Origin of the sequence: Pseudomonas sp. D2002, from assembly GCF_013385735.1 — a bacterium.
Taxonomy (GTDB): domain Bacteria; phylum Pseudomonadota; class Gammaproteobacteria; order Pseudomonadales; family Pseudomonadaceae; genus Aquipseudomonas.
In genome coordinates this window covers 224407-237452 of record NZ_JACAPL010000015.1, presented here as the reverse complement: position 1 = coordinate 237452, position 13046 = coordinate 224407, and the positions used below count along the sequence as shown (strand labels likewise).

At 60.5% G+C, this 13046-nt stretch carries 8 protein-coding genes; 2 read left to right on the top strand and 6 right to left on the bottom strand.

What is annotated here, in order from left to right:
- Nucleotides 1–191 precede the first annotated feature (191 nt).
- Nucleotides 192–4103 carry an ATP-dependent RNA helicase HrpA gene (hrpA, locus tag HX783_RS26210; RefSeq protein ID WP_177018788.1) on the bottom strand — a complete coding sequence of 1304 codons (3912 nt, stop codon included), beginning with the start codon at nt 4101–4103 and terminating at the stop codon, nt 192–194.
- 198 nt (nt 4104–4301) lie between these two features.
- Nucleotides 4302–6011 (bottom strand): bifunctional isocitrate dehydrogenase kinase/phosphatase, encoded by a 1710-nt coding sequence (gene aceK, locus HX783_RS26205; RefSeq protein WP_159958788.1) that lies wholly within the window; start codon nt 6009–6011, stop codon nt 4302–4304.
- 388 nt (nt 6012–6399) lie between these two features.
- Here aceK and HX783_RS26200 point away from each other — a divergent pair, with 388 nt between their 5' ends.
- Together HX783_RS26200 and HX783_RS26195 are read left to right on the top strand one after the other, a co-directional pair.
- Nucleotides 6400–8025 (top strand): methyl-accepting chemotaxis protein, encoded by a 1626-nt coding sequence (locus HX783_RS26200; RefSeq protein ID WP_177018787.1) that lies wholly within the window; start codon nt 6400–6402, stop codon nt 8023–8025.
- Nucleotides 8026–8089: 64 nt separating this feature from the next.
- The gene (locus tag HX783_RS26195) at nt 8090–8986 is read left to right on the top strand and encodes a DMT family transporter (protein WP_177018786.1); all 897 of its coding nucleotides are present in this window, start codon (nt 8090–8092) and stop codon (nt 8984–8986) included.
- Nucleotides 8987–9046: 60 nt separating this feature from the next.
- Here the strand turns inward: HX783_RS26195 and rfbC are convergent, their stop codons facing one another.
- The 4 genes from rfbC to HX783_RS26175 all read right to left on the bottom strand — a co-directional run bounded on the left by rfbC (nt 9047) and on the right by HX783_RS26175 (nt 12782).
- A complete protein-coding gene (gene rfbC / locus HX783_RS26190) occupies nt 9047–9592 on the bottom strand; it encodes a dTDP-4-dehydrorhamnose 3,5-epimerase (RefSeq protein ID WP_177018785.1) in 546 nt (181 codons plus the stop codon).
- A 101-nt stretch (nt 9593–9693) separates the two neighbouring features.
- Entirely contained in the window at nt 9694–10578 is an 885-nt protein-coding gene (gene rfbA, locus HX783_RS26185) for a glucose-1-phosphate thymidylyltransferase RfbA (protein ID WP_177018784.1), read from the bottom strand.
- A 2-nt stretch (nt 10579–10580) separates the two neighbouring features.
- Nucleotides 10581–11477 carry a dTDP-4-dehydrorhamnose reductase gene (rfbD, locus tag HX783_RS26180; protein WP_177018783.1) on the bottom strand — a complete coding sequence of 299 codons (897 nt, stop codon included), beginning with the start codon at nt 11475–11477 and terminating at the stop codon, nt 10581–10583.
- A gap of 444 nt (nt 11478–11921) precedes the next feature.
- Nucleotides 11922–12782, bottom strand: a complete 861-nt coding sequence (locus tag HX783_RS26175; RefSeq protein WP_159958800.1) for a DMT family transporter — start codon at nt 12780–12782, stop codon at nt 11922–11924.
- Between the last annotated feature and the right edge of the window lie 264 nt (nt 12783–13046).

Below are 13046 nucleotides of genomic sequence, written 5' to 3'. Positions count from 1 at the left end.
TACCAAACTTTAAGTCGTTCGATTCCGTCCAGCGGTCATCAAACTGGCAACGCTTTATTCCTTCGCGCCGTGGCTGAGCAACAGCCCATTACGACGATCCCGGCATTTATAACCGCGAAGTTTGCCACAACCTCGGAGTTTTCGCGCCACTTCCCGGATAAACCCCACATACCCGGGTAGCCGCGAGGGCTTCAGGCCTCCACCTGGCTCCACTGCTTGCTCAAGCGCTTGTCGGAAATCGGCACTTTGGTGCCCAACTGCTGGGCAAACAATGACACCCGATATTCTTCCAGCCACCAGCGATACAGCTCCAGCTGCGGGTCGCGCTTGCCTTCTTGGGTGTGTTTGTTCAAGCGATTCTGGTACTGCGCCCAGAGGCCGCCCAGTTCTGTGCTCCACACGCGATCTTTCTGCACCTGGCTTGGCAGTTTTTCCAGGCGCAACTCAATGGCCTTGAGGAAGCGCGGCAGTTCCTTGAACCACTGCGCCGGGGTTTCCCGCACAAAACCGGGATACACCAGGTTGCTGAGTTGCTGCTTGATATCGTTCAAGGCTACCGCCTGGGCCAGGTCGATCTTGCCCTTGAAGCGCTTCTGCAAGCCATGCCATAGCTTCAGCACGTCCAGGGTCAGGCGCGCCAGGCGCTCGGCGTGTTCGGTCCAGCTGCCACGCTTGCGTTCGGCCAATGCGGCCAGGCCAGCACCGTCGCGCGGCAGGCTCGCCTCGCCTTCCAGTACGCAGCTGTCGAGGCTGGCCAGCAGAATGTCTTCCACCAGCGCGTCGATGCGCCCCAGCTCGCGGTACATCAGGCCCAACTCGGTCAACCCCGGCAACTTGCCACGCAGGAATTTCGCCGGCTCCGCCAATTGCTGCATCAGCAGGCGTTGCAAGGCGCGGCGGTGCTGGAACTCGGCCTCGGCGGCGGTCGAGAAACGCCCTTCCTTGACCGTACCGTTTTCTTCAACCAGCGCCGGGTAAACCGTCATCGACAGGCCCGCGATCTTTTGCTGGGTTTTCTCGGCCACCGCCGCAAACACCTTGGCCTCCACCGGCTGCTGGCTTTTGGCGGTTTGCGGCACGGCCAACGCGGCCTGGCTGGCTTCGGCGAAGCGTGCGGTCAGTTCAGCCAAGTCGCGACCTTCGCCGAGGAACTTGCCCTGGCCGTCGACCACTTCCAGGTTCATCTTCAGGTGGTTTTCCACCTGCTGCGCCGCCTCGGCCCAGGCTTCATCACTGACCCGCGCGCCGGTCATGCGCAGCAGTTCGCGCCCCAGCGCCTGGGGCAACGAACCCTGGCCGAACTCAATACGTTGCAGCGCCGCCTTGACGAAATCCGGCACCGGCACAAAGTTTTTGCGCAGCGCCTTCGGCAAGTTGCGCACCAGCGCGATGCACTTGGCTTCGATCACACCCGGCACCAGCCACTCCAGGCGCTCCGGCGGCAACGCCGGCAACAGCGGCGCCGGCACGCGCAGGGTCACACCGTCGCGCGGGTGGTTGGGCTCGAAGTGGTAGCTCAGCGCCAATTCCAGGTCGCCCAGGTGCAAGGTGTCCGGGTAATGCAGGGCCGTGACTTCGCTGGCCTCGCGGGCCAGCACGTCTTCTTCGCGCATGATCAGCAGTTGCGGGTCTTTCTGGCTGTTGACCTTGTACCAGCTGTCGAAGGTGGCGGTCTGGTGGATCTCCGCCGGCAAGCGCGCGTCGTAGAAGGCGTAGAGGGTTTCTTCGTCCGCCAGGATGTCCCGACGCCGCGCCTTGGCTTCCAGCTCATCGAGTTGTTCCAGCAGCTGCTGATTGGCCGTCAGGCACTTGGCCCGGGACTGAATCTCGCCACGCACCAGGCCTTCGCGGATAAACAGCTCGCGCGACACCACCGGGTCAATCGGCCCGTAATGCACAGGGCGGCGCCCCACCACAATCAGCCCGAACAGGGTGATCTGCTCAAACGCCACCACTTGGCCGCGCTTCTTCTCCCAGTGCGGTTCGAAGTGGTTTTTCTTGATCAGGTGCCCCGCCAGCGGCTCGATCCAATCGGCATCGATCTTGGCGACCATGCGCGCATACAGCTTGGTGGTTTCCACCAGCTCAGCGGTCATCAGCCATTGCGGGCGTTTTTTGCCGATGCCCGAGGACGGGTGAATCCAGAAGCGCCGCTGACGCGCGCCGAGGTAATCGCCGTCTTCGGTTTTCTGGCCGATCTGGCTCAACAGGCCGGACAACACCGCCTTGTGCAACTTGGCAAAATCCGCCGGCTCTTTATTCACCGTCAACTGCATGTCGCGGCAGATCAGGCTGAGCTGGCGATGGGAATCACGCCACTCACGCAGGCGCAGGTAATTCAGGAAGTTCTTGCGGCACCAGTTGCGCAGCGGGCTGGCGGTCAGTTCCTGGCGTTGTTCTTCAAACCCGCGCCACAGATTCACCAGCCCGGCGAAGTCGGAGTCGGCATCTTTCCACTGCGCATGGGCCTGGTCGGCGGCCTGCTGGCGCTCAGGCGGGCGTTCGCGCGGGTCCTGGATCGACATCGCGCTGGCGACAATCAGCACTTCCTGCAAGCTGCCGAGTTTGGCGGCTTCGAGCAGCATGCGGCCCATGCGCGGGTCCACCGGCAGGCGCGCCAGCTGGCGGCCCAGCGGCGTAAGCTGGCTATTACGGTCCACCGCGGAGAGCTCTTGCAGCAGGTTGAAACCGTCGCTGATGGCCTTGCCATCCGGCGGTTCGATAAACGGGAAGTCGGTGATTTCGCCAAGGCGCAGGTGCAGCATCTGCAGGATCACAGCGGCGAGGTTGGTGCGCAGGATTTCCGGGTCGGTAAATTCCGGGCGGCCGATAAAATCTTCTTCGCTGTACAAGCGGATGCAAATGCCCGGCTCGACCCGCCCACACCGGCCTTTACGCTGGTTGGCGCTGGCCTGGGAAATCGCTTCGATCGGCAGGCGCTGCACCTTGGCGCGGTAGCTGTAGCGGCTGATGCGCGCGGTGCCGCTGTCGATCACATAACGAATGCCCGGCACGGTCAGCGAGGTTTCGGCGACGTTGGTCGCCAGCACCACGCGGCGGCCCGGGTGGGACTGGAAAATGCGCTGCTGTTCGGCCGGTGACAGGCGCGCGTACAGCGGCAGAATTTCGGTGTGCTTGAGCTGGGCCTTGCGCAACATGTCAGCGGCGTCGCGAATCTCGCGCTCGCCCGGCAAGAACACCAGCACATCGCCGGGGCTGCGGCGTTCGCTGCGCTCATAGGCAGCGATTTCATCGAGGGTGGCAAGGATCGCCTGGTCGACAGTCAAGTCGTCCTCGACGCGGTTGCCCTCTTCGTCCTGTTCCAGGGTCAGCGGGCGATACCAGGTGTCCACCGGGAAGGTGCGGCCCGAAACCTCGACAATCGGCGCGTCGTCGAAGTGCTTGGAAAAACGCTCCAGGTCGATGGTCGCCGAGGTGATGATGACTTTCAGGTCGGGGCGACGCGGCAGCAGGGTTTTCAGGTAGCCGAGCAGGAAGTCGATGTTCAGGCTGCGTTCGTGGGCTTCGTCGACGATGATCGTGTCGTAGCGTTCCAGGTAACGGTCGTTCTGGGTTTCCGCCAGCAGGATGCCGTCGGTCATCAGCTTGATCAGGGTATTGGAATCACTCTGGTCTTCGAAGCGCACCTGATAGCCGACCAGCGCGCCCAACGGCGTAGCCAGTTCTTCGGCGACACGGCTGGCAACGCTGCGCGCGGCGATCCGGCGTGGCTGGGTGTGACCGATCAGGCCGTGTTGGCCGCGACCGATTTCCAGGCAGATTTTCGGCAACTGGGTGGTTTTACCCGAGCCGGTTTCGCCGGCGATGATCAGCACCTGGTGCTTGAGCAGCGCGTCCTTGATTTCGTCGCGCTTGGCGGCGATCGGCAGGCTGTCGTCGTAGCGAATCACCGGCAGGCTGGCACGCCGCGCCGTGACCTGGGCGCAGGACGCCTGCATGCGCGTGACCCACTGCGCCAGCTTCTCCTCGTCGGGTTTCTTGCGCAGCTCGAGCAACTGGCGCCGCAAGCGGTGGCGGTCGGCGAGCATGGCGTGATCGAGGTTTTTCAGCAGTTGGTCGATGGTGGGCGCTTGGTCGGTCATCAGGTACTTACGAGGGCGTCTATTTATGCACGGCCTGCAAGTGTGGCAGAAAAGCAGCTTATCTGGCAGACGGCGATATAAATGTGGGAGCGGGCTTGCTCGCGAATGCGGTGTGTCAGTCACCTTATTTATCAACTGGCACACCGCTTTCGCGAGCAAGTCGAACCGTCGCACCGCCGCTCCCACAGGAATATGCGTTTACAGCGGGTCTTTGCGCCGATACGGAAACACATCAATAACCTTGCCGGCGCGAATCGCCTCCTGCAGGCCCTTCCAGTAGTCGGCGTTGTACAACTCGCCATGCAGCTCGTCGAACAGCTTGCGCTGGCCGGCGTCGGCGAACAGGAACGGCGGAAATTCTTCGGGGAACACATCCAGCGGGCCGATCGAGTACCAGGGCTCCGAGGCCATTTCATCCTCGGGCGTGCGCGGTGCGGGGATGTGGCGGAAGTTGGCCTCGGTGAGAAAGCAGATTTCGTCGTAGTCATAGAACACCACACGACCGTGGCGGGTGACGCCGAAGTTCTTCAGCAGCATGTCGCCGGGGAAGATATTCGCCGCCGCCAGTTGCTTGATCGCCAAACCGTAATCCTCCAGGGCTTCGCGCACTTGGGCGGGGTTGGCGTTGTCGAGGTAGAGGTTGAGCGGGGTCATGCGCCGTTCGGTCCAGCAGTGGCGGATCAGCACGGTGTCGCCCTCCACTTCTACTGTGCCAGCGGCGACTTCCAACAGTTCAGCCAGGCATTCGGGTTCGAATTTGCTCAAGGGAAAGCGAAAATCAGCGAACTCCTGGGTGTCGGCCATGCGCCCGACGCGGTCAACGCTTTTGACCAGGCGATACTTCTCGATCACGGTGGCGCGGTTGACGTTTTTCGACGGTGAAAAGCGATCCTTGATGATCTTGAACACGGTGTTGAAGCCCGGCAGCGTGAACACGCTCATGACCATGCCGCGCACGCCGGGCGCCATGATGAACTGATCATCGGTGGTGGCCAGGTGGTTGATCAGCGCGCGGTAGAACTCCGACTTGCCGTGCTTGTAGAAGCCGATAGAGGTGTACAGCTCGGCAATGTGCTTGCCGGGCAAGATGCGCCGCAGAAAGCCGATGAACTCCGCCGGCACCGGCACATCGACCATAAAGTAGGAACGGGTGAACGAGAAGATGATCGACACGTCGGCTTCGTCGGTGATCAGCGCGTCGATCTGGATGCCACGCCCTTCACGGTGCAGCAGCGGGATCACCAGGGGCCATTGCTCGTCGCGGGTGTAGATGCGCCCGACCAGATAAGCGCCTTTATTGCGGTAGAGCACTGAGGAAAACAGCTCGACGTTAAGGTCCGGGTCTTTGCACACCCAGTCCGGCAGGTTCTCGCGCAGCTGGGCTTCGAGGCGGCGCAGGTCGGCCGCCAGGTCCGCATAGGGCTCGCTGAAGGCGTAATCGGCAAAGATCTGCGCAAGCATCGCCGCCAGCTCGCCCGCCGGCTTATACACACGGGTTTGCGCCGCGCGCGCGCGGCGCAGGCTCGGCCGCGTGGTGTGGATGAACATGCAGCCATCGCTGATCAGGTCATGGCTGAACAGGCCGCAGAAGATCGAGTTGTACCAGGTCTCAGACAATTCATCGTCGAGGCGCACGTCGATCAAGCCGATATACGCGCTCTTGACCAACGGCCACACGTCGACGTCCAGCAACGCAGCCTCGTCAATGCCAGCCCGCAGGCGCGCCGTCACTTGCGCGACTTTTTCTTCATACAAGTTGATACGCGCCGCCGATGCCGCTTGCCCCTGTTGCCATTGCGCCTGCTCAAACCGTTCGCGAGCGCCCATGGTGATCTGGCGAAAATGCTCACGGTAATCGTCGAAGCCGTCGAGGATCATGCGAGCGATAGCAAGGGCGGATTGCGACATGCGGAAACCTCGAACGGGTGGCTGGAAGCCTTGAGCTTAGCCAGTGAACGCAGGCAGGAGAAGGACGATTTTTCGGGCCGCGTTGTACAACTTTGTGCAAATCGTACATTTACTTTCAATTTTCACAATTCGACCATTCGGTCAATAAACGCACCCTGAAGTCGCACCGACATTAGCCGAAGGCCCGCAATGCCGTGGCCTGACGCTACCACCAGGAAAAACTCGGTTCTTTGTGAATTCACAGCTTATGTAACTGAATTGATACACCGTAAGGGAAACCCCGATTACCACCTTAGTGGCACTTTGATATATAGCGCGCCCTCTCCCACCCTAACAAGGTCTGAAGACCGATCCGGGAACAGGTTCTATTCGCCTAAGGAGCATTGAGATGTCATTGAGGAATATGCGGATCGGTCTGCGCGCCAGTCTGAGTTTTGGGGTTTTGGCCAGCATGCTGGTGATCGTCGGGATGTTTGGCCTGGGCCAGATGGCCAAGTTGCGGGAAAGCGCGCTGATCATCGAAGAATCGTGGATGCCGAGCATCGAGAATATCCACGACGCCGCAGCTTACGTCGCCAGCATTCGCTTGGAAGCGTTGCGCGTGGCAACCACCGATGAGTCACGCATTCGCGACAACAGCAAAAGCCTGATCACCCGCCAGAGTACCGAGCTGCAAAGCCTGCTGAAAAGCCACGAAGGCCTGACCAGTGGCGATGACGAAGCCGAGCTGTTGAAAAAACTTAAAGGCAACGTGGCGACCTACCTGACCATCGTCGGCCAGATGGTTGCGCTGGTGGACAAGGACCAGCAACAAGACGCCATCGACCTGCTCACCAGCCGCCTTGCGCCCCAGGGCTCTGTGCTGAACCAGAGCCTGGAAGACATCATCACCTTCAACCAGAAAGGCGTCGAGGACGCGGCAGACGCGGCCGCACAGATGTACTCCAACGCGCAATGGGTGGTGGGCCTGATCATCGTCAGTGCACTGATCGCCACGCTATTGCTGGCCTGGCTGCTGACCCGCAGCATCACCACGCCGATTGGCCAGGCGTTGGCGGTGGCGCGCAGCATTGCCGCTGGCGACTTGAGCCAGCCGATTGTGGTCAGCGGGCATGACGAGCCGGCGCAGTTGCTGACCGCCCTGGCCGCCATGCAGGAACAGCTGCAAACCACCATTCGCGGCATCAGCGAATCGTCGCAGCAACTGGCCTCCGCCGCCGAAGAGATGAGCTCGGTGATGGAGCAGAGCACCCGTGGCCTGCAGGCGCAGAACGATGAAATCGAACAAGCCGCGACCGCCGTGAACGAAATGAGCGCGGCGGTGGATGAAGTCGCGGGCAATGCGGTGTCCAGCGCCGAAGCCTCCAAGGCCTCCGACGAAGACAGCAAGCACGGCCACTACCAGATCAGCGAAACCATCAGCTCCATCCAGAACCTGGTGGACGAAGTGCTCGGTGCCTCGAACAAGGCCGAAGGCCTGGCGGTGCAGGCCCAGGACATCAGCAAAGTGCTGGAAGTGATCCGTGGCATCGCCGGGCAAACCAACCTGCTGGCACTCAACGCGGCCATCGAAGCCGCCCGCGCAGGCGAAGCCGGGCGTGGCTTTGCGGTGGTCGCCGATGAAGTGCGTTCGCTGGCGCAGCGCACCCAGGACTCCACCGAAGAAATCGAGCAGATGATCACTGGGATCCAGCAAGGCACCCAGGTCACCGTCGACGCCCTCAACAGCAGCGCCGAACACGCCGGCCAGACCTTGCAACGGGCCAACAGCGCGGGCAGCGCGCTGGAGAAAATCACCGCGGCTATTTCGCAGATCAGCGAGCGCAACCTGGTAATCGCCAGCGCCGCCGAGCAACAGGCGCTGGTCGCCCGTGACGTTGACCGCAGCCTGGTGAACATTCGCGACCTGTCGACCCAAACCGCCGCCGGTGCCACGCAAACATCGGCGGCCAGCCAGGAGCTGTCCCGCCTGGCGGTGGACCTCAACGGCCTGGTGACGCGGTTTGTCCTGTAATTAGCGATTGTGTCGAGCAGGCCCCTGGGCAACACTCGCCGCCTTATTGATGGAGGCGTGTTTTGTGAGACCTGTCGACACCCTGTACCTGTTGGGGCTGGCTGCCATCTGGGGCGCGAGCTTCCTGTTCATGCGCATTATCGCGCCGGAAATCGGCACGGTGCCGACCGCGTTTTTTCGCGTGTCGATTGCCGCCGCCGGTTTGCTGGTGATCCTCACGCTGATGCGCGTGAATTGGGATTTCCAGGGCAAATTCAAGACCGTCCTGCTGCTGGGCGTGATCAACTCCGGGATTCCCGCGACTATGTATTCAGTCGCCGCCCAAGTGCTGCCGGCGGGCTACTCGGCCATCTTCAACGCCACTACGCCGTTGATGGGCGTGTTGATTGGCGGGTTGTTTTTCAACGAACGCCTGACGCCGTCGAAAATCGCCGGGGTCAGCCTGGGCTTGTTCGGCGTGGGCGTACTGACCCGTGCCGGGCCGGTGGCGTTTGATCTGGAATTGCTGATGGGCGCCCTGGCCTGCCTGTTGGCCACCACCTGTTATGGCTTCGCCGGTTTTCTCGCGCGGCGTTGGCTGGATCAACGCGGCGGGCTGGACAGCCGGCTCGCAGCGCTGGGCAGCATGCTTGGCGCCACGCTGTTTCTGTTGCCGTTTTTTGCCTACAGCGCGATCAGCCATCCGCCTGCGAGCTGGGGTGGCTGGCAGGTGTGGGCGTCATTGCTCGGGCTGGGGCTGCTGTGCACGGCCTTTGCCTACATCCTGTACTTCCGCCTGCTGTCGTCCATCGGGCCGGTCAAGTCGATGACAGTGACATTTATGATCCCGCCGTTCGGCGTGTTGTGGGGCGCGTTGCTGCTGGATGAGCCGTTGTCGATGGCGCATGTGTATGGCGGGGTGTTAATTGCGGGGGCGTTGTGGCTGGTGCTGCGGCCGGGGAAACTGGCCAAGGCGCTGTAGGCGATAACGCCCACACCCAGACCGGTGTGGGCTCGCTGTAATGCCTGACAGGCAGGTCAATCAATCGAAGGTTTCAGCCTGGGCAAAACGGACGGCATTGGTATCTTTGGCCGACAGCGTAGGCGGCGCGGAAATCGGCCACTCGACGGCCACGTCAGGGTCATTCCAGGCAAGGCTGCGCTCATGCTCAGGCGCCCAGTAATCGGTGGTTTTGTACAGAAACTCAGCACTGTCAGACAGCACGACGAAGCCGTGGGCAAACCCTTCGGGTATCCAAAGCTGGGCGCGGTTGCTTTCACTGAGGTACGTACCCGCCCACTGGCCGTAGGTGGGCGAGCTTTTACGCAGGTCCACGGCCACGTCAAAGACTTCGCCCTGTATCACGCGCACCAGCTTTCCCTGGGGCTGCTTGATCTGATAATGCAGGCCGCGCAGCACGCCTTTGGCCGATTTGGAGTGGTTGTCCTGTACGAAATGGACTGGCCTTCCAACAGACTCCTCGAAAACCCTCTGATTGAAACTTTCGAAGAAAAACCCGCGCTCGTCCCCGAAAACTTTCGGTTCAAACAGAATAACGTCCGGGATAACGAGGGATGTGGCTCTCATCTTTAGGGTGTCTCCAACAGGTTATCGGGCCAGTTTGGCGGCGCTACGGGTCGACTGAACCTTAAGGCAGCGACACGGGGCGCCGCGTTCCACACAGGCCTTCAAAAAATCTTGTCGTGCAGCAAACGCTTGAGGTATTGGCCATAACCATTTTTGGAAAGCGGCACCGCAAGCCTCTCCAACTGTTCGGCATCAATCCACTTCTGGCGAAACGCAATTTCTTCAGGGCAAGCCACTTTAAGCCCCTGACGATGCTCAAGCGTTGCAATGAAGTGGCTGGCCTGCAGCAGCGAGTCATGGGTGCCGGTGTCCAGCCATGCGTAGCCACGCCCCATAATCTCAACCGACAGCTTGCCGCGCTCCATATACAGACGGTTGAGATCGGTGATCTCCAGTTCGCCACGCGGTGAAGGCTTGATGCTCTTGGCCATTTCAACCACGTCCTGGTCATAGAAATACAGACCGGTGACCGCGTAGTTCGACTTGGGTTGCAGCGGCTTCTCTTCCAGGCTGATCGCCTTGCCCTGGGCATCGAATTCCACCACGCCATAACGCTCCGGATCGGTCACGTGGTAGGCGAAGACACTGGCGCCGTCCTCACGCAGCATGGCGTTCTTGAGCAGCTCATTAAAATCATGGCCGTGGTAGATGTTGTCACCCAGCACCAGGGCAGACAGGTCATTACCGATGAAGTCCTCCCCGATGATAAACGCCTGGGCCAGACCATCCGGAGACGCCTGTACAGCGTAGGAAATGTTCAAGCCCCAGTTGCCGCCATCGCCCAGAAGTTGCTCGAAGCGCGGGGTGTCCTGTGGCGTGGAAATGATCAGAATGTCGCGAATACCCGCCAGCATCAGCGTGGTCAGCGGGTAGTAGATCATCGGTTTGTCGTAAACCGGCAGCAACTGTTTGGAAATAGCCAAGGTTGCAGGGTGCAGGCGCGTGCCCGAACCACCGGCCAAAATAATTCCTTTGCGTTTTTGCATAGTCATTTCTCTAGAATTTCTTTAAGCATCCGTGCCACACCGTCCTGCCAGTCAGGCAAGCGCAGTGAGAAGGCATTCTGCAGTTTTTGAGTATTGAGTCTGGAGTTGCCAGGACGTTTGGCCGGTGTGGGATAAGCGGCCGTGGTTATCGCGCCGACGGCGGCTGAAGGAACTTTGAGCACCACGCCTGCCGCCTGCGCCTGCTCGAGTACGAAGCGGGCGTAGCGGTGCCAGGTGGTCTCGCCGGCTGCCGCGAGATGGTAGATGCCGTGCAATTGAGGGTTCAAACGCGCCGCACGGATGGCGTGTGCGGTGACGTCCGCCAGCAGGTCCGCACCCGTGGGGGCACCGAACTGGTCGTCGATCACATTCAGGCTGTCACGTTCGGCGGCCAGGCGCAGCATGGTTTTGGCGAAGTTATTACCGCGCGCCGCGTACACCCAACTGGTGCGCAGGATCAGGTGCGCGCAACCCGCGTCCTGAATCGCCTGCTCACCTTGCAGCTTGGTCGCGCCATACACGCTCAACGGGCCCACCGGGTCGCTTTCCTGCCAGGGTGCATTACCTTTGCCGTCGAACACGTAGTCCGTGGAATAGTGCAACAGCAAGGCATTCAGCTTGCGGGCTTCTGTTGCCAGCACCGCCGGGGCCTCAGCGTTAATACGCAACGCTTGATCAGGCTCACTTTCGGCTTTGTCGACGGCCGTGTAAGCCGCTGCGTTGACGATGACCTCGGGCGCAAACCGTTGCACGGTAGCGGCCAGTCCTTGCAGGTCGTTCAAGTCACCGCAGTAGTCGCGGCTTTTGGCGTCCAGCGCCAGGACTTGCCCCAAGGGCGCCAGGCTGCGTTGGAGTTCCCAGCCGACCTGGCCATTTTTACCAAGCAGCAGGATTCTCATACAGAGCGCTCGACGTAGAGCGTCGCTACCCGGCCCAATGCCACGTTTGCACCGATAAAACCTGCACTGCCGGTTACCAAAATAGTCATTGAGTTAAATCTTTTCAGTAATGTCGCAAGGATGAGCCAGAAGTGTCCCATCAACGTTCGCCGATTCAAACCGGCCAACCGAAACCCTAGCACTCGTCTGATAAAACCGCTCGCACGATTAACAGGCACGCACCAGCACGTTGCCACTCGCGAAAAACCCTCGACTGAAACCGGCGGCTTCGCTAAGCCCGCCGCCAGCTGCAAAGGTGCTTATTACTTCTTTTAAAATAATAACTTACACAATAAACAGCGGAATTATTACAGCATTGCCCTACAGGTACAACACGACCCACTGAACACCGAGGGGGAATTTCGGCGTGTCTCCACGGCCCCCTCGGCGCTCACGAACGCGCTTTTAGCGTTTGCGGAACACGAACACCAACCCGATGATGATCAAGACCATCCCCAGCAGGCTCAATACCGCGAGCCGATTACCAAAGATCAGATAGTCCATCACCGCCGTCACTGCCGGCACCAGGTAAAACAAGCTGGTGACGTTCACCAGATTGCCTCGGGCGATCAGGCGGTACAGCAACAGTGTCGCCAGCAATGACACCACCAGCCCCATCCACAGCACCGGCAGGTAAAAGCCGGCACTGTGTTCAAAGGCGAAGGGTTGGAACGGCACAAACACCGAGCACAGCAGCAACCCGGCGAAATACTGCACCGGCAGCGTGCCCAAAGGGTTGTCGGTGATGCGCTTCTGCATGATGGAACCGACGGTCATGCTCACCAGCGCCAGCAGCCCGAACACCATCCCCGCAAGCGACATACCCGACAGGCCGATGCCTTGGTAGACCACCATGATCAACCCGGCCAACCCCAGCCCCAGGCCGAACATCCGGCCCCAGGAACGCTGGCGCTCCATCAGCACCACCGTGAGGATCGGCTGCACGCCCATGATGGTTGCCATCACACCCGGCGTCACTTTGAGGTTCAGGGCCAGCAGATAGAAAATCTGGTAAGCCCCCAACAACACCAGCCCGGTCGCCGCTGCATACACCATGGGCTTGCCTGAACGTGGCAATTTCAGTTTAAGGATCGGCACCAGGATCACCAGGCCCGCCAGGGCGATGGCAAAACGGATCAACAGAAAAGCAAAGGGCGAAGCATGGGCCAGGCCCAATTTGGAGAATATCGCCCCGCTGCTCCACAACAGGACAAACAGGCTCGTCGAGGCCGCCGCGGCCACGGATTGTTTCGAAAAAACAGACATGGATACCACCTGTCATCAGGCAAAAAGCCGATTCAGCGAACGCTAAAGCTCGAAGGTTTTAGCTCAGTAGGTTTTTTTCAGGCGGGCACAGGGGAACAGCGTTTCGCTGATCAGCCCGAAATGCCAACACCCGGCGGTGATACGACTGCGTACACCGGCGTGCTACTGACAGGTGGGGGGTATTGACCGATCTGCGCAGGCTGCTGATTCCCGCACGGCACGACCACAGCGTTGAGCGCTGAATCGACTACCGCTATGCGTTGG